The sequence below is a fragment of the Pseudofrankia inefficax genome (genome assembly GCF_000166135.1).
Classification (GTDB): Bacteria; Actinomycetota; Actinomycetes; order Frankiales; family Frankiaceae; genus Pseudofrankia; species Pseudofrankia inefficax.
Map to the genome: position 1 here is coordinate 5,852,288 of NC_014666.1, position 25,587 is coordinate 5,877,874.

Genomic DNA, 25,587 nt, shown 5'->3' on the forward strand with positions numbered 1-25,587 from the left:
CGACGGGAGCACGGTGGCGTTCGAGCGTGAAGAAGCGCTGTTGCACGGGGTCTACGAGATCACCGAGGTGCTCGGCAGCGGGGCGTTCAGCGTCGTGCTCGGCGGGCGGCACCGGGACATCGGGCAGCTGGTCGCCATCAAGCGCATCGACGGGCGCAACCCGGACCTGCCGGCCGGCGCCCGCGCGGAACTCGCCGGCCGCCTGCGCGCCGAGGCCCGGCTGCTGACGAACCTGCGCCACCCGCATCTGGTCGAGGTCTACAACTTCGAGAGCGACGGCGAGCTGCACCTGCTCGTCATGGAGCGCCTGCACGAGACGCTCGGCGGCTACTTCGGCCGGGCCAGCCGCACGATCTACGACGCCTGCGCCGCCGGGGTCGCCGTCGGCGCGGCCCTCGGGGTGGCGCACGCCCGCGGCGTCGTGCACCGCGACATCAAGCCGCACAACGTGCTCGTCGCGACCGACGGCACCTTCAAGGTCGCCGACTTCGGCATCGCCAAGATCCTCGGCTCCGGCGAGGGGAGGAGCACGAACGTCGCCACCCCGTCCTACGCCCCGCCGGAGCAGCTCGACGGCGGTCAGGTCTCGCCGGCCAGCGACGTCTACGCGCTCGGCGTCACGCTGTACGAGCTGCTCACCGGGGCGCCCCCGTTCCGCGGCGACCTCGCCGAGCTGCGCCGGGCGCACCGGGAGGAACCGCCGCCGCCGCTCACCGGCCGGGTGGCGGCGCCGATCGCGGACGTCGTCCTGCGGGCGCTGCGCAAGGACCCCGCCGAGCGGCAGCGGACCGGCCGGGAGTTCGCGGCCGAGCTGTTCGCCGCGACCGCCGGCCTCTACGGCCCGGACTGGCCAGCCCGCGCGGCCGTCCCGGTCTACACCGACCCACGGCTGCGCTCTCCCGCGACGCCCGACTCGTCAGGACTGTCCCTGCCCGACCACGCTGGCACCGCCACCCGGCCGCTCGACCCGGCGGACCAGCGGACGTCGGCACCGGCGTCTCCGAGCGCGGAACTCGCCGAACCCGAGCGGCGGGCGGACCCGGACGCCGCGACGGCCACGCCGCCCGCCACCCCCGTTCCCCCGCCGAGGCGTGGCGGCTCCGGCACCGACCAGCCGGCCGGCGCGCCGTTCGTGGTCGTGCTCGCCGACGGGCGGCACGGCCCGCTCGGCGCCACCGGGACCCGCTCGCGTACCGGGCCGCGGCTGCCCGGGCGGCGTCGGGCCGCGCCGCTGCCCGTCGTCGTGCCGGGCGCGCACGGCCTCGCGGTCGGGCCGGACGGCGCGGTCTACGTCAGCGTCCCGGCCCGCCACGTCGTGCTGCGGATCGGGCCGGATGCCGGCGCGTGGCCGGTGCTCGGCACCGGCGAGGCGGGCTTCTCCGGCGACACCGGCTCCGCCAGCCGCTCCCGGATCGACACCCCGACCGGCCTCGCCGTCGGCCCGGACGGCGCGCTGTTCGTGGCCGACAGCGGCAACGGCCTGATCCGGCGGGTCGACGTCGGCGCCGACCTGGTCGAGACAGTCGCCGGCGGCGCGGCCAGGGCCCGGCCGGACGGCGCGGAGCCGCGCCGCTGGACCAGCCTCGACCCGGCGGAGCTCGTCCTGCGCGGCCCCCGTGGCCTCACCGTCGATGCCGCCGGGCGCCTCCTGATCGCCGACACCGGCAACCACCGAGTGCTGCGGATCGGCCTTCCCTTGGCCGGCGCCGCACCGGCCGCTGCCGCGCCAGCCAGTGCCCCGCCAGCCAGTGCCCCGCCAGCCAGTGCCCCGCCGGCCGGCGGGCACGCGGGCGGCGGGCGGGCCGCTGGTGGGCCGGCGGCCGATCAGGTCCGCGCCGAGTGGCTGGCCGGCGGCGGGCAGCCCGGCGACTCCGGCGACGGCGGCCCGGCGGCCAGGGCCCGGCTGCTGCGCCCGTCGGCGGTGCTCGCGACGCCGGACGGGCGGGTCCTGATCGCGGACACCGGCAACGGCCGCGTCCGCGCCGTCACCCTCGCCGGACAGCTGCTCACCGTCACCGGCGGCCGGTACCAGGCGCCGGGCGACCCGCTGACCACTTCCTGGGACGGCACCGGACCACGGCTGACGGCACCCGCCTCGCTCGCCGTGACGGCGCGGGGCCAGCTGGTCGTCGCGGACAGCGTGGCCGGCCGGCTGACAGTCCTCGCGCTGGACGGCGCGGCTGGTCAGGCGCCGGCCGGCCGCGCCGGCGGGCCGACCGCCACCCGGCCGAGGCCCGTGCCCGCCGCCGCGGCCCCGTGGCCGTCGTCCTCGGGGCCCCACGCGCTGGCGGTCTGGCCAGCCGGCGACGGAGAAACGATCCTGGCGACCGGCGCGGCGGACGGCCGGATCACGGTGCTGCGCCCGGACGGCACCGTCGGCGCGCTCGCGGCCACCGGCCCCCGCTGAGGGCCCCGCGTTCAGCGCGAGAGCTGCGGGATCCGCTGGGTGGCGATGGCGGCCCAGGCCGACGGGCCGGTGAGCGGGGTGAACCGGGCCGCCGCGTCGGTGAGCGCGGCGAACTGGTCGTCGCTGAGCGCGATCTCGGCGGCCGCGGCGTTGGCTTCGAGCTGGGCCACGCTGGAGGCGCCCGGGATCGCGATCACGCACGGGTTGTGGATCACCCAGGCCAGCGCGATCTGCGCGCAGCTCGCGTCGTGCGCCGCCGCCACCTCGCGCAGCACGTCCAGCAGCGGGGTGACCCTGGCCAGGTTCTCGGTCAGGAACAGCGGGTTGCCGATCCGGACCTTGCCGGCGGGCTGGTTCGTCACGTCGTACCGGCCGGAGAGCAGGCCCTGCGCCAGCGGGCTCCAGGCGATGATCAGCCGGCCGGCCCGCTGGGCGTACGGGATCAGGATCTCGTCCGGGGCCCGGTGCACCAGGCTGTACTCGACCTGGTTGGACAGCACCGGCCCGCCCAGCGCCGTCTCGGCCGCCTGCCAGCGGGTGAGCGAGTAGTTCGAGACGCCGACGTGGTCGATCAGCCCGACCTCGCGCAGCCCGCGCATGCCGCGCATCGCCGGGCCGTCCTTGATGACCGGGTTCGGCTGGTGCATCTGGTAGAGGTCGAGCCGGCGGACCCCGAGGCGCCGGGCGCTGGCGAGGCCGCGCTGCTCGACGACCGAGGCCACCGGGACGACCGGGAGAATCTTCGTCGCGAGGAAGGCGGTCTCGGCGAGCTCCTCGCCGGCGTCCCGCAGCGCGGCGCCGACGATCCGCTCGCTCGCGCCCATCCCGTAGATCTCCGCGGTGTCGATCACGGTGATCCCCAGCTCGAGCGCGCGCCGCAGGATCTGATGCGCCTCGCGACGGGCGTAGTCCGGGCCGTAGCCCCAGTTCCCCGACCCGAACTGCCAGGTTCCCAGCCCGATCTTCGAGATCTTCTTCGAGCTCTTGACCGCGTCAAGCCCTGTCACATACCGCATGGACACAGTCAACACAGCTCCGTGGCCCGACGCTGTCCGACGCGCGACCATGTGCGCGCGAATCGGCGCAACCAGGTCGCCCACCGGGTCGGCGCGGGCACGGATGGCGCTGCGCCCGGCCGGTGCCCGCCGGTCCGGACGAGGACGACAGATGGCCAAATTGCATACTGTGCACGTGAGCGCGCCGCTGAGCGGAGTCATCCGGCTGCCGGACGGCACCCACATCCGGGGGCGGGGCCAGCGGGACGGCCTGCCCGACGGGCCGCACCCGGAGCACGGCCTCTATCTGGGACGGGCGGGCGGGATTCCACGCCGGTCGGCGCGGCCGTCCGGCCAGCCCGAGGACGCGGCGACCGACGGCGAGGCCGAGTGGCCCGCGGTATGGCTCGACTGGCCGGACTTCCGCACCCCGCGCGACCCGCACGCCGCCGCCCAGGCGATCGGCGAGGCCTACCTGCTGGCCCGCGCCGGCCGCCGCGTCGAGGTCGCCTGCCGGGGCGGCACCGGCCGGACCGGCACCGTGCTCGCCTGCATGGCGATCCTCGCCGGTCACCCCGCCGAGGACGCGGTCGCCTGGACGCGTCGCCACTACCGGCCCCGCGCCGTCGAGACCCCCGGCCAGCGCCGCTGGGTCCGGTGGTTCGCCGCGCTCACCGAGGCCGCCCGGCCCGAGTGAGCCCGGCCCTGCCGCGTCCCGGTGATCCCCTTGTGGGCCAGGCCGCCGTCGCCTATCGTCCGACCCAGTCGGTGGAACGTGTTCTAGTTCACTGGGAGGACCCGTTGTTCGAGTCGGTCGCGGAGCCGGTGTCGCCCGCCGGGGCCACCGAGCCGGTGTCGCCCGCTGAGGCGACCGAGCCGCTGGTGCTCGTCGAGGCTGAGGGCGCCGTGCTGACGGTGACGTTGAACCGGCCGGCGAAGCGGAACGCCACCAACGCGGAGGTGCTCTGCCGGCTCTACGACGCCTGGCGCCAGCTCGACGAGGACGACTCGCTGCGGGTCGCGATCCTCACCGGGACGGGCAGCACGTTCTGTGCCGGCATGGACCTGGGCGAGATCATCCGGCTGCGCCAGGGCGTCCGGGACAACGAGTGGATCATCCGCCTGCAGGACGACCCGGGCATCTCGCTGAAGGCCTACCTGAAGCGGTACCGCCCGACGAAGCCGGTGATCCTGGCCGTCGAGGGCTTCGCCAGGGCCGGCGGCACGGAGATCCTGCAGGGCACGGACATCCGGGTCGCCGGCGAGAGCGCCGTGTTCGGGGTGACCGAGGTGCAGCGCGGGCTGTTCCCGATGGCGGGCTCGGCGGTCCGGCTGCGCCGCCAGATCGGCTACGCCGTCGCCGCGGAGATGCTGCTGACCGGCACGGACCTGACCGCGCGGCGCGCCCACGAGCTCGGCCTGATCAACCACGTCGTGCCGGACGGGCAGGCCCTGGCCAAGGCCCGCGAGATCGCCGACCGGATCGCCCGCAACGGCCCGCTGGCGGTGCGCGCCATCCTCGCGACCCTGCGCGAGACGGAGACACTGCCCGAGCCGGACGCCTTCGGCATCGAGGAGCGCCAGGGCGGCGCCGTCATGCGCTCGAAGGACGCCGTGGAGGGCCCGGTCGCCTTCCTGGAGAAGCGCGAACCCGTCTTCACTGGTACCTAGACCTGGAGAGAAGGGGTGCCCGGTCCGGCGACGCCGTCCCGCCGGCTTGATCGCCGTTTTGGCCCTCAGGTGGTCACAAAACCGCCGCGGTTACAGCCACGCGAGGGCGGAAACAGAGATCTTGCCGGTCTCCGGCGAGGGCAGCCTTGTCAGATTCGGCACTAGACCTGGAGGGGTGCCCGGATGCTGAGCGTCTTCTGTTTCGACCGGCTGGCCGTGACGGTCAGGGATCTGTACTTCGTCGATCCGGACCCGGCGCCCGGCCAGGAGGGGCCCGAGCGCGGGGTGCGCGTCGAGCTGCGGCTCGTCGAGGCCCAGCCGTGGCGGGGGTCGATCTACGCCTCGCAGCGGATCGTCGTCGACACGTCGCTGCTGCGCGTCGACCTGCTGGAGTCGGTGGAGCGCGGACCGGGCAGCCGCGACCGGGTGCACCACCACCCGGTGGTGACCGACAACGAGCCCGGCGAACGGGTCTTCGACCGCGCCCTGACCGGCGACCCGGTCTCCTGGCTGCGCGACCGGCTGGCCGACCCGATGGCACTGCTCAGCGCGGCGGGAGTCGCCGACCTGCCCGGCTACCAGGAGTCCGCCGCCGAGCTGACACACTCGCTGCCGCAGGTCGTCGACGCGGTCTCCACCAGCCTCGAACGGGTCCGCGCCGGCGAGCTGGCCCTCACCAGGACCCGGGGCACCTGAACGCGAGCGCTCGAAGTAGAACGCGTTCTACGATCGCGGGGTGGACGAGCTTGGGCACCCGGTGTGGGATGCGGACAACCACTACTACGAGGCCGTCGACGCCTTCACCCGGCATCTGGACCCGAGGGACGGGCCGCGCTGCGTGCAGTGGGCGACGATCAACGGCCGGCAGTACCACGTGCTGGGCGGCCGGGTCAGCCGGGCGGTGTCCAACGCGACGTTCGACCCGATCTCCAGGCCGGGCTGCCTCGCGGCCTACTTCCGGGGCAACCCCGACAAGGCCAACCCGCTCGACCTGATCCGCGACAGCGAGCCGGTCCGGGCCGAGTACCGCGACCCGGCCGCCCGGCTGCGGGTCCTCGACGAGCAGGGGCTGGAGGGCTGCTTCCTGTTCCCGACCCTCGGCATGATCTACGAGGAGCCGCTGCGCCACGACCCGGTGGCGGTGACGACGACGTTCCGGGCGTTCAACCGCTGGCTCGCCGAGGACTGGACCTTCGACTACCGGGGACGGGTCCTCACGGCGCCCTACCTGACGCTCGCCGACGTCGACTGGGCCGTCGAGGAGCTGGACTGGGCCATCGACCACGGCGCCCGGATGATCGTCATGAGGGCCGCGGCGCCGACGACGGCGCTCGGCCAGCGCAGCCCGTTCGACCCGATGTTCGCCCCGTTCTGGGCCCGGCTGAACGAGGCGGGGCTCGCGCTGGTCGTGCACGCCGGTGACAGCGGGGTGTCGTCCGACGGGTACGGCCCGGACAGCCACACCTTCAGCTTCTCGGGCGCCGGCTACGGCCCGACGATCGCCAGCTTCGCGATCGAGGAGGCGGTGCACAACTATCTGCTGACGATGGTGCTGTCCAACCACCTGGCCCGGTACCCGAACCTGCGGGTCGCGTCGGTGGAGAACGGCGCCGAGTTCCTGCCCGACCTGTTCCGCAAGCTGCGCTCGCAGGCGCGCAAGCTGCCCGGCTGGTTCCGCGAGGACCCGGTGGAGATCTTCCGCCGGCACGTCTGGATCAACCCGTTCTGGGAGGACGACCTGGCCTCGGTGGTCGGCTGGGTCGGCGCCGACCGGGTCCTGTTCGGCTCCGACTGGCCGCACATCGAGGGCCTGCCGACGCCGCTGGACTACGTGCCGGAGACGAAGGCGCTCACCCCGGCCGACCGAAGGCTGGTGCTGCGCGAGAACGCCGTCGCGCTCGCCACCCCGCGCCCGGTCTGACCTCCAGCGGCCACCACTCGCTCACAGGCGGCGGGTCAGCCGGAAGGACTTGATCGAGAAGCCGTTGCGGACGTACAGCCGGTGAGCGTCATACCGGTGGGTGCCGGCGTCGAGGTGCACCTGGACGCAGTGGTGGTAGCGGGCCTCGCGCTCCAGCCAGGCCAGCAGCCGGGACGCGTGGCCCTGGCCCCGGGCGGCCGGCACGGTCGACAGGTCGTCGACGACCAGCACCCGGCCGTGGGCCAGCATGTGCTGCAGCCGGAAGCCGGCCGCGGCGACGACCCGGCCCGAGGCCGCGTCCCAGGACCCGACCAGCCGGTAGCCCTGGGGCCGCTGGACCTCGTTGACGAGCCGGACGAACCCGGCCGAGGTCAGGTGCGGGCGCAACTGGCGCATCGCCTCGTACGCCTTCTCGGTCCCGTCCGCTCCCAGCTCCTCGATCTTCACAGTTCGTATTCTGCCAGTTGCAAGGCGTGATGGAGGGATTGGCCCACGCAAGGCCGCCTTGTCGCGACCCGTCCGCTCGGCCCGCGGACTGTGGTCCCGGTGGGCCTTCGGGGACCTGCCAGGCTGGCCGGCCGGTCAGATTCCGTGGGCCTGCAGCCACATCTCCAGCAGGCCGACCTGCCAGAGCGCGTTCGCGCCGAGGTTCGTGCGCTCCTCGTTGGGCGCGGCGAGCGCCGCCGTCACCCAGTCAGGCCGGTAGAGGCCTCGGCCGCGGGCCGCCGGGGCGTGCAGCGCCGCGGCCACCCGGTCGAGGATCGGGCCGGACAGGTGGCGGATCGCCGGCACCGGGAAGTAGCCCTTCGGACGGTCGATCACCTCGTCCGGCAGCAGCGTGCGGCTGATGTCCTTCAGGACGCCCTTGCCGCCGGAGGCGAGCTTGAGCTCCGGCGGGCAGGCGGCCGCGAGCTCGACCAGCTCGTGGTCGAGGAACGGCGTGCGCGCCTCCAGCCCGGCGGCCATCGTCATGTTGTCGACCCGCTTCACCGGGTCGTCGACCAGCATGATCGTGGAGTCGATCCGCAGCGCCGCGTCGACGGTCGTCTCGGCGCCCGGGTACGCGAAGTGCTCGGCGACGAAGTGCCGGCTCGCGTCGGCCTCGATCAGGTGGTCGGGCGAGACGACCGCGGCCAGGTCGGCGTGGGCCCGGTCGGCGAAGACCCGCAGGTAGTTCTCGACGGCCTGGTCTCGGGGCACGGCGGCGAGCGGCCGGTACCAGGAGTAGCCGGCGAACACCTCGTCGGCGCCCTGCCCGGACTGCACCACGGTCACGTCCTTGGCGACCTCCTGGGACAGCAGGTAGAACGCGACGCAGTCGTGGCTGACCATCGGCTCGCTCATCGCGTCGATGGCCGCGTCCACCGCGGGCGCCAGGTCCACGGTCGGCACGAGGATCTGATGATGGTCGGTGCCGAAGTGCTCGGCGACCAGGTCGGAGTAGTGGAACTCGTCGCCCGTCTCCCCGCCGGCCGCGTCGAAGCCCACGCTGAACGTCGCCAGGCCCGTCTGCCCGGCCTGGGCGAGCAGCGCGACGATCATGCTGGAGTCCAGCCCGCCGGACAGCAGCACGCCGACCGGCACGTCGGCGACCATCCGGCGGCGGACCGCGACGCGCAGCTTCTCCGCGACGGCGTCACGCCAGTCGAGCGCCGACCAGTTGGCGTGCTCGGCGCGGCGGGTGAAGTCCGGCCGCCAGTAGACCTTGTCGGTGCTGGTCCCGTCCGGCTCGATCACGCGGACCGTGGCCTGGGGCAGCTTGCGCACCCCGCGCAGGATCGTGCGCGGGGGCGGGACGATCGCGTGGAACGACAGGTAGTGGTGCAGCGCCACCAGGTCGAGCTCGGTGTCCACCCCGCCGCCGGCGAGCAGCGCGGGCAGGGTCGAGGCGAACCGGATCCGGTGGGCGTCGGCGCTGACGTAGAGCGGCTTGATGCCGAGGCGGTCTCGGGCGAGCACCAGCCGGCCGCTGTCGCGCTCGTGGACGGCGATCGCGAACATCCCGGCGAAGTGGTCGACGAAGCCGACCCCCCACCGGTGGTAGGCCTTGAGCACGACCTCGGTGTCCGAGCCGGAGAAGAACCGGTAGCCGGCGGCGGTCAGCTCGTCGCGCAGTTCCTGGTAGTTGTAGACGCACCCGTTGAACACGGCCGTGAGGCCGAGCTCGGGGTCGGTCATCGGCTGCGCGCCGCGCTCGGACAGGTCGATGATCTTCAGCCGGCGGTGGCCGAGCGCCACCGGGCCGGCCGAGAACAGGCCGACGCCGTCCGGGCCGCGCCGTTCCAGCGCCGCCGTCATCCTGGCGACCGCCGCGACGTCAGCCGGCTGGCCGTCCAGCCGTAGCTCCCCGCTCAGCCCACACATGTCCGCTCCCGATCATCGCTCGTCCGGTCGTCGACTGTCGGTCGCGCCGCTTGCCCCTTTGCTCCGTTGTGCCCCGGATCGACCGGGGCATACCGGGCCAGGTCAGCTCCGCAGCAGCCAGGTGTCCTTGCAGCCACCGCCCCGGGACGAGTTCACGACGAGGCTGCCGGCCGGGGCGACCCGGCTGAAGGCCGCCGGCGCGACCACCGTCTGCTCGCCCTGGTACACGAACGCCCGAAGATCGACGGCGCGCGGCTCGAACCGGCCCTCGCCGGCCCCGGCCGCCAGGGCCGCCGGGGACTCGTCGGCCGTGACGTCGTCGACCGACCAGGTCGGATGGGTCGACAGCGCGACCACCTCCTGCCCGATCCAGCGCCGCGGCTCGGCGAGCAGCTGCGCGCGCGCCTCCGTCAGCTCGTGCGCCTGGGCGCGCGGGCCGATCAGGACGCCGGCGCCGCCGTACCCGTCGACCGGCTTGACGACCAGCTCGTCCAGATGGGCCAGCACGTGGTCGAGCTGCGCCGGGTCGCCGCAGACGTAGGTCGGGACGTCGTCCAGCACGGGCTGCTCACCCAGGTAGTACGGGATCAGCCGGTTGACGTAGGCGTAGATCACCTTGTCGTCGGCGACGCCGTTGCCCGGAGCGTTGGCCAGGCTGACGGTCCCGGCGGTGAGCGCGGCGGCCAGTGGGGGGCCGAGCGGCGCGCCGTCGGCACCGAGGGCGGCGTACAGGTCGTCGTCGTCGATCCGCCGGTAGAGCACGTCGACCGGCCGTGGCGCGCCGCCGGCCGGGTCGAGGTAGCGGACGGCGCCGTCGTCGACGACGAGCTGGTGCGGCTCCAGCAGCGGGACGACCATCTGCTCGGCCAGGAACTGGTGCTCGAAGTAGGCGGAGTCCTCCGGCCCGCTGGTCAGCACCGCCACCGCCGGGACGCCGTGGCTGTCGCGGCCGCGGGCCCGGGTGGGCGCCGCGGCCACGAGCGCGGCGTGCAGCAGCGCCGGTACCGCGTCGAGGCCGAGGATCCCCGGCCGGACCGACAGCTCGGGCAGGGCGCCCCGGGTCAGCCAGCGGGCGGCGACCGCGTAGGCGGCACCGGAGGGAATCCGCAGGTTGTCCTCCAGCACGAGCCACCGGCCGTCGCCGCCGCGCACCAGGTCGATGCCGCTGACGGTCGCGCGGATGGCGCCCGCGGGAACGGCGTGCCCCCAGTGCCGCAGGCCCGGCGACGCCGGCACGGCCCAGGCGGGCACGATCCCGTCGGCGAGGGCGTGCCCGTCGGCGTAGACGTCCCGCAGGAAGGCCTCCAGCGCCCGGACCCGCTGGACCAGGCCGGTACCGATCAGCGCCCAGTCGGCGGCGTCGACGATCCGTGGCACCAGGTCCATCGGGAGCGGCCGGGTCTCGTCCTCGCCGGCGACGCGGAAGACCATGCCCTGGGCGGTCTGGGTGGCCCGGCGAGCCGCGGCCCGCTCCGCGAGCGCCGCCGGGCCGATTCGTTCCAGCGTGCGCAGCACCCCCCGGTAGCTCGGGCGGACCAGGCCACGGGCGTCCAGGGCCTCGTCGTAGCCGTCCGGCTGGAAGTCCGGTCGGCCCTGGTATCCGGACAGCAGCGCAGGCGCGACCCGGTCGGCCCGGGCCAGCGCGGTGGAGTCACCGGAGCCCGTGGCGGCGGCCGCCGAGCCGGTCAGGCTCGGCTCGGCCTGGCGCGTGCGGGCGAGCAGCAGGTCGGCGGCGTCCGTCAGCAGGCCGCGGCGCAGGAAGGCCCGGCGGGCCGCGGCGGCGGCGCTGCCACGCTGGATCGCCTGCTCGGCGAGCTCGGTCAGCAGCTCCCAGTCCCCCGCCGTCTCCAGCTGGGGCCGGATCTCGGCGAGCAGCCGGCCCAGCAGGTCCTCGGCCGGCACCGGCCCCGCGCCGCCGCCCGACGGCTCGACGAGGTCACCCTCCAGCCCGGAGCGGGCGGCCCGCCAGGTCGCGGCGCGCAGCAGCTCGGCGCGCGGCAGCTCGACAGGCAGCCCGGCCTCGATCGCGGCGACCGAGTGGCTGACCAGGCCGCGGAACAGGCCAGCGATCAGCACGACCGTGTCCACGTCCGGGCACGCGTCGCAGACACGGAGCTCGACCGTGGGCAGGTGGGCCGACGGCCGGATGTCGAAATACACCATGCCCGGGTCGCTGATCACCCCGGACTTGACCAGGTCGGCGACCAGCTGGTCGTACTCGGCCGCGGTCTGGAACCGGCCGGTCACCCCGGCGGTCGGCCAGCGCTGCCAGACCATCGTGCGCATGCTGGCGTAGCCGCTGTCGGCGCCCAGCCAGAACGGCGAGCTCGCCGACAGGGCCAGGAACAGCGGCAGCCAGGGGCCGACCCGGGCGATGACCGCCATGGCGGTGTCCCGGTCACCGACGTCGACATGCACGTGCGCCCCGCAGATCACCTGCTCCCGGGCCAGGATCTGGTACTCCTCGGTCATCTGCAGGTAGCGCGGGTCGCGGCTGACCTCCAGCCGGTCCGGGTCGACGATCGGGACGGTGCCGGCGGCGACCGGTCCGAGCCCGAGCGGCTCGGCGGCGGCGGCCAGCTCGTGACGCAGGTCGACCAGGTCGGCGCGCAGCGCGGCCAGATCGCGGGTCGGCGCGCTGTTCGTCTCCACGACGGACTTGAGCAACTCGGAGGTGAAACGCCCGGCTGGCAGTGCCTCCAGAATCTCCCCGGCCCGGGGGACCAGCGCCCGGGTGACCAGATCGAGGATGTGGAACTCCTCCTCGACGCCGACGGCCGGAATCGGCGTGTCGCTCATGGTCGCCACGCTACGTCTCCTCGGTTGCGGCGGCATGTGGCGGGTGTGAACCGCCCGCCCGTCAGGCGCTTCGTGCCCACCGGCGGGTCGTCTCACCCGTCGCCGGCCGCACCGGCCGCCCGGGAGCCGCCGCCGTCTGGGCAGGCAGTGGCGCCGGCGGGCGCGTCAGGCCGCCCTGCGCCCCTGCCGAACAACGGCGAGCAGCCCGGGCCGAAGGTCTCTCCGGCGTACTGTGGCGAGCATGCCCGTGAAAACCCCAACGAATGCGCCGGAAATGATTTCGGAAACCGTTTCGGCGCCTATTCCGGTGGGTGTCCCGGAAATCACTCTGAACGCACTGGACGGCCCGAGGAACGGGCCATTCCGCCACCGAGGGCATCGGTGACCGGTCCGACGGACCCCGCGGCCGACGAGCGGCGCGGTCCGCGCCCGCACGCCGGGCACGGCCCGGACCGCGCGTCCAGGACCGCCACCCCGAACGCCTCGCCGGCCGCCTCCCCGGCCGCCTCGCGGCACGAGGGACGGCCCGGCGGCGGCCACCCCGAGCCGGGTGCCGACCACGAGCACGAGCACGAGCACGACGAGCCTGGCCACGATGGTCACCACCATGGCCCAGGCGGGCACAGCCACCGGCCGTCGGCGTCGGCGGACGCCCGGCTGCTGACGGCGGCGCTGGCCCTGATCGGCGGCTTCCTGGTCGCCGAGGTGATCGTCGGCTTCGCCGTCGGCTCGGTCGCGCTGCTGTCGGACGCGGCGCACATGCTCACCGACGCGGGCTCGCTGGCGCTGGCGCTGGTCGCGATGCGCCTGGCCGCGCGCCCGGCGGGCGGCCCGCTGACCTACGGCTGGCGGCGCATCGAGATCCTCTCCGCGCAGGCGAACGGCTTCGCGCTGCTCGCGCTCGCCCTGGTGCTGGCCGTGCAGGCGATCGGCCGCCTCGTGCACCCGACCGGCGTCGCCGGCACGCCGGTGCTGGTCACGGCGCTCGTCGGGGTCGCCGTCAACATCGGGGCGACGACGCTGCTGGCCCGCGCCGACCGGCGCAGCCTGAACGTCGAGGGCGCCTTCCAGCACGTGCTCACCGACCTGTTCGCCTTCCTCGCGACGGCCGCGGCCGGCCTTGTGATCATCCTGACCGGGTTCACCCGGGCCGATCCGCTCGCCGCGCTGGTCGTCGCCGCGATGATGGTCCGCGCCGGGTACGGCCTGATCCGTGACACCGGCCGGGTCTTCATGGAGGCGGCCCCCGTCGGCGTCGACCCCGCGGAGATCGGCCGGGCGCTCGCCGCCCTCGACGAGGTGGCCGACGTGCACGACCTGCACGTCTGGGAGGTCACCTCCGGGATGGCCGCGCTGTCCGCGCACCTGCTGGTCGACCCGGCCGGGGACTGCCACCGGATCCAGGACGCGGCCCGCCAGCTGCTGCGTGAGCGCTGGCGGATCGACCACGTCACCCTGCAGGTCGACCACGCCGAGCCCACCCTGCTGACGATCACCCTCGGCCCCCGCTGGCAGTGCTCCGTCACCCCGACGCCGCCGGGCCACGACGCGGGCGCGGATGCGAGCGAGGAATAGCCGCACATCGCCGACATCGCGGTGCGCGGGGAAACGACGACGCGGGACGACGAGAACGGCCGGATGACGGGAGAACGGGGCCGGTGTCCCGGCACCGGCCCCGTTCTCGGATCCAGTGTCCGTCCGCCCACGGGCGCCGATGCCGGCGGGTCTACCCGGCGCGGCCGGCACACCACGCGCGATCGACACGCGGACATCCGCCCACCACGGGCGGACCGCGCAATTGCGACATTTATGGCTGAACGGTGAGCGTGCGGCGCGACACCGGGAACGACATTCACCCATCCCGGCGTGAGGCACGTCACGTGACCGGGACCATTTAATCGGTAATCAGCTGAAGCCTGCTAGACACAAGCACGTGATCGGGGATGAGGCGGGCATCCTGACCGCCGGCGGCGTGACCGAGGCCCCGGTGGGCACGACGCCCGCCGACGAGGCCGCCCGGACCGGCGTGCCGGTGGGCAGCCCGTTCGCCGACGCCGCCGGCGCCCGCCTGCTCACCGCCGCCGAGGGGCGCGCCACCGCCACGATGACCATTCCGGCCTGGCTCGCCGGCCCGACGCCCGGTGGCGGCCTCGGCACGGCCGCCGTCGCCGCCCTCGCGGAGATCGCGATGGGTGCCGCGGGCAACGCCGGCCTGGCCGCCGACGAGCTGACCCAGACCGCGGCTCTCCAGCTGCACACCCGCGGCCCGGCCGAGGGCTGGCCGGGTCTCGGGGCGGCCGCACCCGCGGTGTCGGTGTTCGCCCCCGCGCCGGCGGCCGCCCGGACCCGCCGGCGCCAGGTCGAGCTGCGCGCCGAGGCGCGGGTGCAGGACACCGAGGCCGACGAGGCAGGCGCGCCGCTGCGGCGGGTGACCGCGACCGTCAGCACTCCCGGGGGCCGCCCGCTGGCGACCGCGTCCGCGATCCGAGCCGTCGTCCGGTCGACGAGCGCGGACCGGGACCGCGCCGAGGATGCCGCCGGGCTGGCCCATCGTGCCGGCCCGACCGGGTGCGGCGAGGCGGACGCGGCGACGCGACAGGCACCCGACGGGCTGGTCCGCCACCGGCCGCCGTCACATCCCCTGCTCGCGGAATTGGCTGCCGACGTCGACCACGACGGCGACCAGGTGACCCTGCGGCTGGCGCCGCCGGCCTGGCTCGCCAACCGACTCGGCCGGGTGCACACGGCCGCCAGCTGCGCGCTCGTGGAGGCGGCGATCGGCACCGTGCTCGCCCGGCGGCTGCCGACCGGCTCCACGGTGCACACCCTGTCGCTCGACCTGACGGTCGTCCGCTCCCTGACGCTGGAGGCGGAGGTCACGGCGGTGGCGACCGTCCGCCACCTCGGGCGGCGACTGGCCGTGGTCGATGTCGAGGTGGGTCAGGCGGCGGCGCCACCGAGCGTGCTCGGCAGGGCGACGGTCTCCCGCACCAGCCACCGTCTGTCGCAGCCGTAGAATCCCTGGTTGAGACGCGGACCGACGGCGGCCGACGGCGCCGGAACCAGTAGTCCGTAGGCAACATACATTTACGGATCGTAATCAGGCATCTTCACAGTGTGTTACATTCTTCGTATCACACCGTGGTATTACGCGACCCGTGACCGAGTGACTACAACTCCCCCTGCAAGACTCACCGCGACATCGCGAGAGCGACCTCGCGGCCTGGGCGGCAGGCCGCCCAGCCACCCACAGGGGGACGAGTCATGGCGTTACTGCAACCGGCCACCAATCTCGACACGGCCCGCCGGAGCGCCCACCCGGTGCGCATGACCAGAGTGGGCGGCCCGATGGGCACGGCGGTGGGCGCGGCCGCGCTGGCCGGCGGAGCGGGTCGCGCCACCCCGCCGTCGTTGCTCGACGACGGGCGCGTCGGGCGCCACGTGCGGGTCCCCAAGACCGCCGAGCTGGTCGCCGCGCACCTGCGCCGCCAGATCGTGCGCGGCGAGCTGGTCGAGGGCGACGCCCTGCCTCCCGAGGCGGTCCTCATGGAGCAGTTCGGCGTCTCCAGACCGACGCTGCGCGAGGCCTTCCGCGTCCTGGAATCCGAGGCGCTGATCTCGGTCCGCCGCGGCGCGCACGGCGGCGCCCGGGTGCACCGGCCGGACGGTCACGTCGCGGCCCGCTACGCCGGGCTCGTGCTGGAGCACCGGCGCACCACGGTCGCCGACGTCCAGCACGCGCGGGCGTCCCTGGAGACGCCGGCGGTTCGGATGCTGGCCGAGGCGCCGGCCGGGCCGGTGCTGAGCCGGCTGCGGGCCGCGCTGAGCGAGTCCGCCGCGGCGATGGACGGCGGCCAGGTGACCGCCACCCCGGCGGCCAGCCAGGACGGCACCGGACCCGACCCGTGGGCGGCGCTGAACGGTTTCCACCACCTGCTCGTCGAGCTGGCCGGAAACCAGACGCTCACGGTGATCGACAACATGCTCCGGCACATCCTGCACACCGCGGCGACCGGCCAGCAGCCGGCGGCGGGCGAGCGTCCCGAGCTGTCGGGCCCCGCCGACGCGGAGGGCCGGGACGAGCTGGGCGCGCACCTGGACGTGCACCGGCGCCTGGTGGAGCTGATCGAGCTGGGCGACCCGGACGCGGCGGAGGCGCTCTGGCGCCGGCACGTGGCCGAGGCCGCCGACGAGCAGTCGGCGGCGTTGCTCGACCTGCTCGGCGGCTGAGGCCCAACCGCCCGGTCACGCCGGGGCGCGGGATCGCGGCAGCAGCCGCGGTCCCGCGCCCCGGACCGGCCCGGACGGCCTCGCGCGCACCGCGCGCACAGGTCGTCGCGCCGATTCGCCCATCCCTGTGGTGCGGGCCCCGTCCCGGGGTCTACCGTGTGGCGCCATGGCGCCTGCGGGTCTTGCCTGGCAGACGCTTCCCGAGCCAGGCGTGCTGGCGCTCGTGGACACCGTGTCCCGACGCGCAGCGGCTCTGGCGCGCCCGGATCCGGCCGACCTGCCCATCACCGAGCTCGTCACCGTCGAGCAGCAGGTGGCCCGCTGGCTGGACCCGGCCACCCGCTCCGACGCGGAGACCGTCCTCGCCGGCCGCCTCGCCGGCGACCCGATGCCCACGCTGCGCTCGGTGTGCTGGCTGATCGCCTCGTGGGCCGTCGTGCTGCACCTGCGGACCGGGGCGGCGCCGTCCGAGGTGCTCGACCGGCTCACCCTCTGCGGCATCTGGCGCGGCCCCCAGGCCCCGGAGACCGAGCGCATCTGGGAGCTGCTGACCGCGCAGGTCCGCACCGGGGCGCTCGCCGCGCTCACCGACGACGTCGGCACGGCCACGGCGTTCCGCGCGGCTGCGCACACCCGGGTCGCGGGCTACGCCGAGTGCCTCCTGCACCACAGCCTCATGCTGATGTCGAGCCTCTGGCTCACCCTGGGCGCCCACGGCCTGGAGCCGCCGGACGTCGCCGCGACGCTCGCCGTCTACACCCACGACGGGTTCGACCGCCCGCAGGGCTCGTTCCGCCCGCTCGGCTGACCGGCCCGGTTGTCAGGCCGAGCGGGTCGGGGACCGAAGGGAACGGCTGACCGCGCGGGTGGCCGGCTGGTGGGCCGCCGCGCGCGGCCCACCCCTGCTGGGGGCCGCCCGGGTGACCGCGTGGGCCGGCTCGTCGTCCAGGTCCGGCTCGGCCAGCCGCGCCTCATGCTCCACGACCTCGGCCGGGCCGGCCGCGCCCGTTCCGTGGCACGCGGGCGCCGCGGGGCTCGCCAGGAGGCCGGCCGCGTCACCGCCACCGTCGACGCCCGTGCCCGGCGCGCCGTCCCAGCTCTCCGGATCGATGTAGATGGCCCTGGTCATCCCGCCGTGGCCGTGGACGGCGAGCAGCGTGTCCATGTTCGGGTAGATCGTGGTCGACTCCAGCCCGGACGCCCACCACAGGACACAGGTGCCGTCCGGCGACTGGGCGCCGTAGGCGACGGCGCCGGTCCCCGACACCCCCGACACGTCCACGTCCCGTTCGAGCTGGAACCTGCGCACCTGCCGCGCGGACATCGGGTGGGATGACCTCCTCGTGGGGCGCGAGCGCCCCCGCGCCACCTGGCCGGGCCGCCGAGCCGCGCAGCCGGCACGGCACCAGCCGTGCGGCCCGCCTGACGACCAGGCACGGGCCAGTCTCAGCCCGGTCGGCATACGGTAACGGGTCCGGGCACGCGCGGTCATTCTTTTCGCGCGCACGGCCACCACCGGGCCCGCCCACCGTGATCGGATCCGCAGGTGGGACCGTCCCAGCCCGGCGAGCCGGGACCACAGCCGCGGCGGCGGCGGCGGTCAGGGCGCCGTGCGGACGGTGACCGGCACCGGCAGGCCGGCGGACGCGGCGGGCGTCAGGAAGCGTCCGTAACGGGTGTCGCCGCGCAGGTAACGCTCGAGGTAGGCGACCGTGTACCAGCGGGCGACCTGTTGTGCCTGGGCCGCCACGACCATCGGCGGCAGGCAGGTCACCAGCGCGCCGAGCTGCAGGCGGACCCGGATCCCCTGGGGCACGAGCCCGTTCGCGGCCAGGTAGGCCTGGTCGCACAGGTCGGTGAACGAGTTGTGCGTCCCCCGCGGGACCCGGACCTCCAGCCGGTCCGGCGCCGAGGTCAGCTCGCCGAACGTCTGGTCCGCGTTGTGCTCGATCGGGGTGAGCGGGTCGACGGTGCCCCCGATCAGCAACGTCGGCACCCGGATCCTGGCGACGACGCCGGCCGGCAGCACCTCGCTCGCCGGCGAGATCGCCACGACGACCCGCACCCTCGGGTCGCCGGGCGCGTGCAGGAACCCGACGGGCGAGACCAGCGCGGTCAGCCCGCCGAAGGAGAACCCGACGACCGCGACCTGGCCGGGGTTCAGCACCGGCCCGAACTCCTGGTCGGGGCACAGCATCCAGTCGATGACCGCGCTGACGTCCAGCGGCCGGTCGCTCGCCTCGCCGATCTGGGACTCGTCCCGGCCGGCGGCGAAGTCGGCCATCGTGTCACCCGGGTGGTCCGGCGCGGCGACGACGTAGCCGTGGCTGGCCAGCACCTCGGCCAGCGACGCGAGCTGCACCCGGTTGCCGGCGCTCCCGTGGGAGAGGACCACCAGCGGGAACCGCCCGCGTTCGACCGGCGCGTCCGCGACCGCCACCCGGGACTGGATCCCGACCCTCGGCGCGATCTCGTAGCTCGCCGGGGTCACCGACCCGCCGGCCGGTCCGGGCAGCCGGTCCTCGGACGGGTACCAGACCGCGGTGGTCAGCGTCCGGTGCCTGAAGTCGTCGACGATCGTCACGGTCTGGTAGCCGACGCCGTGACCGCCGAGCTCGTCCGGCGCGGGCAGGTCCCCGCCCGCGGTGCCAGCGGGGGCCGGCGACGTGGGCGCGGCCAGCGGGACCGCGAGCGCGGCCGGCCCGGCTGCGGGCTCACTGCCGGCCAACGCGAGCGCGGCGACCACGGCCAGCGCCGCGACGGACCCCCCGCGACGGGACGAACCGCCCCGCGCTCGCAGGTCCCCACTACCGGTCGGCGCCCCCACGCTACTGACGGTAGTCGAAATGCCGGCACGTCACGGCCCGACCACCGGGGTCGGTCCCGACCGGCCGCGCCGGAACGGCTGGCGCGCTACGACTTGCGGGCGACGGCGCCGTAGATGATGTTGCCGCCGGCGATCGCCTCCGGGGACGGCGCGAGGTCGTCCGGCCGCCACAGGTGGGTCGGGGTGAGGCCGGGAGCGACGACCTCCAGGCCGTCGAAGAAGCGCAGCGTCGCGGCGTGCGGGCGGGCGACGCAGGTCAGGCCCTGCGCGTGGTAGACGCCGACGGCCGTGTTCACCGGGCCGGGGTCGAAGTCCGCGGTCAGGCAGCTGAGCGTCAGGTAGCTGCCCGACGGCAGCGCGGCCATCAGCTGCCGGACGATGTCGTACGCGCCGTCCTCGTCGTCGACGAAGTGCAGGATCGCCACGAGCGACAGCCCGACGGGCCTGGTCAGGTCGAGCGTCTCCCGCACCTCGGGCGAGGCGAGGATGCGCGCGGGGTCGCGGACGTCCGCGTCGAGATAGGCGGTGCGGCCCTCGGGGGCGCTGGTCAGCAGGGCCCTGGCATGCGCGAGGACGATCGGGTCGTTGTCGGCGTACACGATCCGGGCCTCGGGCGCGACGCCCTGCGCGACCTCGTGCAGGTTCGGCCGGGTCGGGATGCCGGTGCCGATGTCCAGGAACTGCCGGATGCCGGCCTCACGCGCGAGGAACCGGGTCGCGCGAACCAGGAAGGCCCGGTTCTGCACGGCCGACTGCGGCACCGCTGGCAGCACCTCGCGGACCTTCTCGCCGGCCAGCCGGTCGGCCGGGAAATTGTCCTTGCCGCCGAGGTACCAGTCGTACATCCGGGCCGAATGCGCGACGTCGGTGCGCAGGTCCACCGATTGGGCCGGTTCCAGCCTCACCGGCTCCGTCACCGCCACCGACCCCCCACTGTCCGCATCACCCGGTTTCGCAATCATAATGCGGACGAAACGAAGTGGGACGGACCGATCCGGGTGTCTCAGACGGCCAGCAGGCGGACGAGGTCCGCGTTCTGGAGGTCGGCCGCGGTGCCCGCGTGAGCGACGAGCCCCGCGTCGAGGACGATGAAGCTGTCGGCGAGCTTGATCGCCGTGTCGACGTACTGCTCGACCAGCAGGATCGCGAGCCCGACCTCCTTGTGGAGGCGTTCGATGACCTCCTCGATCTCGGCGACGATCGACGGCTGGATGCCCTCGGTGGGCTCGTCGAGGATCAGCATCCGGGGGCCGGTGACCAGCGCGCGGGCCATCGCCAGCATCTGCTGCTGGCCGCCGGAGAGGAACCCGGCGCGGCGGCGCAGGAACGGCTTCAGCCTGGGGAAGACGTCGAGGGCCTCGTCGATCGCGCCCTTCTTGCCCTTCGCGGCCTCCCAGGTGACCTGCAGGTTCTCGTAGACGGAGAGCTGCGGGAACGTCTCGTGGCCCTGCGGGCAGTACCCCATCCCCCGGCGGACGCGCGAGTACGTCGGGACCTTGGTGACGTCCTTGCCGTCAAACTCGATCTTCCCGGCCGACGGGCTGAGCACGCCGAGCAGGGCGTTGAGCAGGGTCGTCTTGCCGACGCCGTTGCGGCCCATCACGCAGACCAGCGAGCCGCGCGGCACCTCCAGGTTGACGCCGAACAGCACCTGCGCCCGGCCATAGCCGACGTCGAGCGACGTCACCCTCAGCATCAGGTCGTCGGTCATGGTGTCGTGGGCTCCGTTCGCTCGTTCGTTCCCGCGGCTTCCGGCCGGCCAGCCGGGCCGGCGCTCCGGCTCATGGCGCCGCCTCCAGCTCCGCGGCCGCCGCCACGGGGCCGCCGGCCTCCTCGGACGCGCGGCCCAGGTAGACCTCCTGGACCCGCCGGTCGGCCTGGACCTCGGCCACGGTGCCCTCCATCAGCACCTTGCCCTCGTGCAGGACGGTGACCAGCCGGGCGAACCGGCGCAGGAACTCCATGTCGTGCTCGATGACGACGACCGTGTGCTCCTTGGCGATCTGCTGGAGCAGCTGGCCGGTGCGCTCCCGCTCGTCCTTGGTCATGCCGGCCACCGGCTCGTCCAGCAGCAGCAGCCGCGGGTCCTGGGCGAGCAGCATGCCGATCTCCAGCCACTGCCGCTGGCCGTGCGAGAGGATGCCGGCCTTGCGACTGGCGAGCTCGGCGAGCTGGGTCGTCTCCAGAACCTGGGCGACCCGGTCGCCGACGCCCTTGCGCCGGCGGAACAGCGCCGGGACGGGCAGGCGGAAGCTGGCCGCCAGGTCGATGTTCTCCAGGACGGTCAGCTCCTCGAACACGGTCGCGGTCTGGAACGTCCGGCCGATGCCGAGCCGGACGATCCGGTGCTCGCGCTGGCCGACCAGCTCCGTGCCGGCGAAGGTCACCGAGCCGCTCGCCGGCTTCGTCAGCCCCGTGATGACGTCGACGAGCGTCGTCTTGCCCGCGCCGTTGGGCCCGATGAGGAACCGCAGCTCGCCGCGGTTCACCGTGAAGTCGATGCCGTCGATCGCGACGAAGCCGTCGAAGACGACCCGCAGCCCGCGGACGGCGAGCAGCGCGTCGCCCGCCGGGGCGTCGGCCGTGGCGGGTGCTGGCGCGTCGGGGGCTGGCGCGTCGGGGGCTGGCGCGTCGGTGGTCATCAGGTCATTCCCTTCGCGCCGGACGTGCTCTGGTCGGGGATCAGCACCGCGCTCGGGTTGGGGGCGACGTCGAGGATGCCGGCCGGCGGGCCGGAGGTCGCGCCCGCGCGGTCCCCCGGCAGCCGCAGGCCGAGCCGCCCGGCGGCCCAGGCCGCGTTGTCCCGGATCGTCCAGAACAGCCCGGAGATGCCGCGCGGCAGGAAGGCGATGACGCCGATGAACAGCGCGCCCTGGAAGTAGGTCCACGCCGACGGGTAGTCGTCGGAGAACGTCGACTTCGCCCAGTTGACGACGATGGCGCCGACGACCGCGCCGACCAGCGAGTACCGGCCGCCGACGGCGACCGCGATGACCAGCTCGATCGACGGGACGATGTCGAGCATGCCGGGGTTGATGATGCCGATGACCGGCACGATCAGCGCGCCGCCCACCGACGCGGTGACCGCGGACATCGCGAAGGCGATCGTCTTGATGACCGTCGGGTCGTAGCCGAGGAAGCGGACCCGGTCCTCGCCGTCCCGGATCGCCAGCAGCAGCCGGCCGAACCGGCTGAGCACCACGAGGCGCAGCAGCAGGAAGATCACCAGCAGGACGCCGGCGGTGATGTAGTACAGCTCGCGGCGGCCGTTGTCGGCGTAGGTGTCGATGCCGAAGAACGAGCTGAAGTTCGTCAGGCCGTTGGTGCCGCCGGTGTAGCCCTGCTGGCCGACGAGCAGGATCACGAACGCGGCGGCCAGGGCCTGGGTGAGGATCGCGAAGTAGGCGCCGCGGACGCGCTGGCGGAAGACCAGCAGGCCGAGCAGCGTGGCGACGACAACCGGCGCGACGATCACCGCGGCCAGCGCGACCACGGGGCTGCGGAACGGCTCCCAGAACGCCGGCAGCTTCTCGACACCGCTCCAGTTCATGAAGTCCGGGACCTTGCCCGGGCCGGCGTCGTGCAGCTTGAGGTACATGCCCATCGCGTAGCCGCCGAGGCCGACGAACAGGCCCTGGCCGAGGGTCAGCATGCCGCCCTGGCCCCAGGCCAGGCCGATGCCGATCCCGATGATCGCGTAGCACAGGTACTTGGTGAACAGCGGCAGCTGGTAGGACGCGCCGAGGAAGAGCGGCGCGAGGGCCGCGACCACCAGCACGACGGCGAACGTGGACAGCCAGCCGGCCCGCGCCGTCAGCAGCTTCGAGCGCAAGCCACCGCCCGGGGCCGGGTCCACGACCGGCGCCGCGGCCTCGGTCGGGGCGCTCATGTGAGCGCCCGCGAGCGCAGCTGGAACAGGCCCTGCGGGCGGGCCTGCAGGAAGGCCACGATCACCACGAAGACGATCACCTTGGCGAGGCTCGAGTTGGTCCAGAACTCCGAGTAGCTGTTGAGCAGACCGAGCGCGAAGGCGGCGATCACCGCCCCGCGCAGCTGGCCGAGGCCGCCGACGACGACCACGAGGAACGCGTCGACGATGTAGCGCTGGCCCAGGGTCGGGCTGATCGTGCCGACCAGGGTCAGGCCGACCCCGGCGACGCCGGCGAGGCCCGAGCCGAGGAAGAAGGTCAGCTGGTCGACCCGGTCGGTGCGGACCGCGCTGCAGGCCGCGAGCTCGCGGTTCTGCATCACGGCCCGCATCCGCCGGCCGGCCGGGGTGCGGCTCATGTAGAGCCAGATCGCCGCCAGGCAGACGATCGCCAGGGCGAAGATGAACACCCGGTTGTAGGGAATCCGGACGCCGCCCCAGTCGGCGCCCCCGATGAGCCAGCCGGGGGCGACGACCTGGACGCCGCGGTTGTCGATCAGGTCCCGAACCAGCTGCTGGAGAATCAGTGAGACCCCCCAGGTGAGCAGCAGCGTGTCCAGTGGTCTCCCGTAGAACCTGCGGATCAGCGTCCGCTCCAGGATCACACCGAACAGGCCCGCCACGACGAACGCCACCGGCAGGGCGGCGAGCACCGCCTCATGCCCGGCCCAGCTCTGCAGCATGTAGGTCGTATAGGCGCCCACCATGATGAACTCGCCATGCGCCATGTTGATGACGCCCATCTGACCGAAGGTGAAGGTCAGACCGAGCGACGACATGAGCAGCACGGCCGCGATACTCAGCCCGATAGGCAGCTGGTTCAGGAACCCGTTCACGTCAACCCAACCATTTCCCTTTGTCGACCCGTCAGGTGCCTAGGAGAGCCCCGCCGCCCACGGGTAGCTCTTCAGGTACGGATCGGGTTTGATCGGGCCGGGCGACGACCAGACGGCCTTGATCTGGCCATCGGTGCCGATGAGACCGATGCGGGCGGTCTTGTAGACGTGCTGGGTGGCACCGTCGATGGTGACGTGGCCTTCCGGCAGGTCGAGAGCGATACCACCGGCGTCGGCGGCGGCCTTTACCTTCGCCACGTCGAAGGACCCGGCCTTCTCGACCGCGGCCTTCCACAGGTAGACGGCGTTGTACGCGGCCTCCATCGGGTCCGACGTCACCTTGTCCGAGCCGTACTTGGCCTTGAACGCGGCGACGAAGTCCTTGTTCGCGGGCGTGTCGGTCGTCTGGTAGTAGTTCCAGGCGACGTACTGGCCGGCCAGGTACTGCGTGCCGATCGCCTTGACCTCTTCCTCGGCGATGGACACGGACATCGTCGGGATCTGGTCCGGGCCGATGCCGGCCGACTTCAGCTGCTTGAAGAAGGCCACGTTCGAGTCGCCGTTGAGCGTGTTGAAGACGAAGTCAGGCTTGGCCTGCTGGATCTTGTTGACGATCGTCGAGACCTCGGTCGCCCCCAGCGGGAGGTACTCCTCGCCGTCGATCGTCATCCCGTTCGCCGCCGCGTAGGCCTTGATCTCCTTGTTGGCGGTACGCGGGAAGACGTAGTCGCTGCCGACCAGGAAGATCTTCTTCTTGCCCTGCTCCTTGATGTAGTCAAGCGCCGGGATGATCTGCTGGTTGGTGGTCGCGCCCGTGTAGAAGATGTACGGGCTCTGCTCGAGGCCCTCGTACTGGACCGGGTACCAGAGCAGCGCCTTGTTCTTCTCGAACACCGGCAGCATGGCCTTGCGGCTGGCCGAGGTCCAGCCACCGAAGACGGTGGCCACCTTGTCCTGCGAGATGAGTTTCTGAGCCTTCTCAGCGAAGGTCGGCCAGTCCGAGGCACCGTCCTCGACAACCGGCTCGATCTTCTTCCCGAGCACGCCGCCCTTGGCGTTGATCTGATCGATCGCGAGCATCTCGGAGTTCTTCACCGTGACTTCGGAGATGGCCATGGTGCCACTCAGCGAGTGCAGCAGGCCAACCTTGACGGTGTCCGACGACGAACCGCCGGACGATCCCCCCGACCCCCCACAGGCCGCGAGCAGAAGAGCAGGCAGCACCGCGAGCGGCGCCAACCTACGCCAGGACTTTCGAAACAATTCCGTGCCCTCCCTAGGACGCTGGTAACGATCAGTCTAGGGAGACCCGTTACCGCGGCAGCCTCGCCGAGTTAAGCGAACGTTAATCCGGCGAGAGCGGTGTTTTCCAGGCCGGTGCCACCGGCGACGCGCCGGGCGAACGACCGCACCCCCGCTGACAAGGAATGCGAGAAGAACACACATACGCTAGGGCAGAAGCCGTCGGCGTGCCTCGCGCAGGGAAGCACGTCATGAGATTGTTACGCTCAGCAGCAGGTGTTTCCGGACCATTTCTCGAACGGCCCCGAAAATCCGGCGGCGACTCCGGACTTCGTTCACCGTGTGTTACGGACTCGTTCACCGGGCC

The 25,587-nt window shown here is 73.5% G+C and carries 21 protein-coding genes; 9 read left to right on the forward strand and 12 right to left on the reverse strand.

Going from position 1 to position 25,587, the window contains the following annotated elements; genetic code table 11:
• Positions 1-13: 13 nt before the first annotated feature.
• Positions 14-2,407, forward strand: a complete 2,394-nt coding sequence (locus FRAEUI1C_RS23690) for a serine/threonine-protein kinase (RefSeq protein WP_013425882.1) — start codon at positions 14-16, stop codon at positions 2,405-2,407.
• Between the two features lie 11 nt (positions 2,408-2,418).
• Here FRAEUI1C_RS23690 and FRAEUI1C_RS23695 read toward each other — a convergent pair whose 3' ends face one another.
• On the reverse strand, positions 2,419-3,423 hold the full coding sequence (locus FRAEUI1C_RS23695; protein WP_013425883.1) for an aldo/keto reductase: 1,005 nt from the start codon (positions 3,421-3,423) through the stop codon (positions 2,419-2,421).
• A 175-nt stretch (positions 3,424-3,598) separates the two neighbouring features.
• Between FRAEUI1C_RS23695 and FRAEUI1C_RS23700 the strand changes: the two genes are divergently transcribed.
• The 4 genes from FRAEUI1C_RS23700 to FRAEUI1C_RS23715 all read left to right on the forward strand — a co-directional run bounded on the left by FRAEUI1C_RS23700 (position 3,599) and on the right by FRAEUI1C_RS23715 (position 6,994).
• Positions 3,599-4,099, forward strand: a complete 501-nt coding sequence (locus FRAEUI1C_RS23700) for a protein-tyrosine phosphatase family protein (protein ID WP_232425100.1) — start codon at positions 3,599-3,601, stop codon at positions 4,097-4,099.
• A 71-nt stretch (positions 4,100-4,170) separates the two neighbouring features.
• Positions 4,171-5,073, forward strand: a complete 903-nt coding sequence (locus FRAEUI1C_RS23705; RefSeq protein WP_232425101.1) for a crotonase/enoyl-CoA hydratase family protein — start codon at positions 4,171-4,173, stop codon at positions 5,071-5,073.
• Positions 5,074-5,256: 183 nt separating this feature from the next.
• A complete protein-coding gene (locus tag FRAEUI1C_RS23710) occupies positions 5,257-5,769 on the forward strand; it encodes a hypothetical protein (protein WP_013425886.1) in 513 nt (170 codons plus the stop codon).
• Positions 5,770-5,809: 40 nt separating this feature from the next.
• Positions 5,810-6,994: an amidohydrolase family protein gene (locus tag FRAEUI1C_RS23715; RefSeq protein WP_013425887.1), complete on the forward strand. Its 1,185-nt coding sequence runs from the start codon at positions 5,810-5,812 to the stop codon at positions 6,992-6,994.
• 21 nt (positions 6,995-7,015) lie between these two features.
• Here the strand turns inward: FRAEUI1C_RS23715 and FRAEUI1C_RS23720 are convergent, their stop codons facing one another.
• From FRAEUI1C_RS23720 to FRAEUI1C_RS23730, 3 genes are all read right to left on the reverse strand, one after another.
• The gene (locus FRAEUI1C_RS23720; protein WP_013425888.1) at positions 7,016-7,441 is read right to left on the reverse strand and encodes a GNAT family N-acetyltransferase; all 426 of its coding nucleotides are present in this window, start codon (positions 7,439-7,441) and stop codon (positions 7,016-7,018) included.
• A 135-nt stretch (positions 7,442-7,576) separates the two neighbouring features.
• On the reverse strand, positions 7,577-9,358 hold the full coding sequence (locus FRAEUI1C_RS23725) for an N-acetylglutaminylglutamine amidotransferase (RefSeq protein ID WP_013425889.1): 1,782 nt from the start codon (positions 9,356-9,358) through the stop codon (positions 7,577-7,579).
• A gap of 102 nt (positions 9,359-9,460) precedes the next feature.
• Positions 9,461-12,157, reverse strand: a complete 2,697-nt coding sequence (locus FRAEUI1C_RS23730; protein WP_041261318.1) for a carboxylate--amine ligase/circularly permuted type 2 ATP-grasp protein — start codon at positions 12,155-12,157, stop codon at positions 9,461-9,463.
• A gap of 381 nt (positions 12,158-12,538) precedes the next feature.
• Between FRAEUI1C_RS23730 and FRAEUI1C_RS23735 the strand changes: the two genes are divergently transcribed.
• From FRAEUI1C_RS23735 to FRAEUI1C_RS23750, 4 genes are all read left to right on the forward strand, one after another.
• The gene (locus FRAEUI1C_RS23735) at positions 12,539-13,732 is read left to right on the forward strand and encodes a cation diffusion facilitator family transporter (protein WP_013425891.1); all 1,194 of its coding nucleotides are present in this window, start codon (positions 12,539-12,541) and stop codon (positions 13,730-13,732) included.
• Positions 13,733-14,090: 358 nt separating this feature from the next.
• Positions 14,091-15,173, forward strand: coding sequence for a PaaI family thioesterase (locus FRAEUI1C_RS23740; RefSeq protein ID WP_013425892.1), 1,083 nt, complete (start codon positions 14,091-14,093; stop codon positions 15,171-15,173).
• 248 nt (positions 15,174-15,421) lie between these two features.
• Positions 15,422-16,387 (forward strand): FadR/GntR family transcriptional regulator, encoded by a 966-nt coding sequence (locus tag FRAEUI1C_RS23745; RefSeq protein ID WP_013425893.1) that lies wholly within the window; start codon positions 15,422-15,424, stop codon positions 16,385-16,387.
• Positions 16,388-16,553: 166 nt separating this feature from the next.
• Positions 16,554-17,195, forward strand: a complete 642-nt coding sequence (locus FRAEUI1C_RS23750; protein ID WP_013425894.1) for a hypothetical protein — start codon at positions 16,554-16,556, stop codon at positions 17,193-17,195.
• Between the two features lie 12 nt (positions 17,196-17,207).
• Here FRAEUI1C_RS23750 and FRAEUI1C_RS38595 read toward each other — a convergent pair whose 3' ends face one another.
• From FRAEUI1C_RS38595 to urtA, 8 genes are all read right to left on the reverse strand, one after another.
• Positions 17,208-17,711: a hypothetical protein gene (locus tag FRAEUI1C_RS38595; RefSeq protein WP_013425895.1), complete on the reverse strand. Its 504-nt coding sequence runs from the start codon at positions 17,709-17,711 to the stop codon at positions 17,208-17,210.
• Between the two features lie 276 nt (positions 17,712-17,987).
• Entirely contained in the window at positions 17,988-19,214 is a 1,227-nt protein-coding gene (locus FRAEUI1C_RS23760) for an alpha/beta hydrolase family protein (protein ID WP_232425102.1), read from the reverse strand.
• Between the two features lie 86 nt (positions 19,215-19,300).
• Positions 19,301-20,137: an SAM-dependent methyltransferase gene (locus FRAEUI1C_RS23765; protein WP_013425897.1), complete on the reverse strand. Its 837-nt coding sequence runs from the start codon at positions 20,135-20,137 to the stop codon at positions 19,301-19,303.
• A gap of 80 nt (positions 20,138-20,217) precedes the next feature.
• Entirely contained in the window at positions 20,218-20,925 is a 708-nt protein-coding gene (urtE, locus tag FRAEUI1C_RS23770) for an urea ABC transporter ATP-binding subunit UrtE (RefSeq protein WP_013425898.1), read from the reverse strand.
• A 70-nt stretch (positions 20,926-20,995) separates the two neighbouring features.
• The gene (urtD, locus tag FRAEUI1C_RS23775; protein ID WP_013425899.1) at positions 20,996-21,856 is read right to left on the reverse strand and encodes an urea ABC transporter ATP-binding protein UrtD; all 861 of its coding nucleotides are present in this window, start codon (positions 21,854-21,856) and stop codon (positions 20,996-20,998) included.
• A complete protein-coding gene (urtC, locus tag FRAEUI1C_RS23780; RefSeq protein WP_013425900.1) occupies positions 21,856-23,103 on the reverse strand; it encodes an urea ABC transporter permease subunit UrtC in 1,248 nt (415 codons plus the stop codon). The genes urtD and urtC overlap by 1 nt, the downstream gene beginning before the upstream one ends.
• On the reverse strand, positions 23,100-23,978 hold the full coding sequence (urtB, locus tag FRAEUI1C_RS23785) for an urea ABC transporter permease subunit UrtB (protein ID WP_013425901.1): 879 nt from the start codon (positions 23,976-23,978) through the stop codon (positions 23,100-23,102). The genes urtC and urtB overlap by 4 nt, the downstream gene beginning before the upstream one ends.
• Positions 23,979-24,017: 39 nt before the next feature.
• On the reverse strand, positions 24,018-25,202 hold the full coding sequence (urtA, locus tag FRAEUI1C_RS23790) for an urea ABC transporter substrate-binding protein (protein WP_269724366.1): 1,185 nt from the start codon (positions 25,200-25,202) through the stop codon (positions 24,018-24,020).
• Positions 25,203-25,587: the final 385 nt, after the last annotated feature.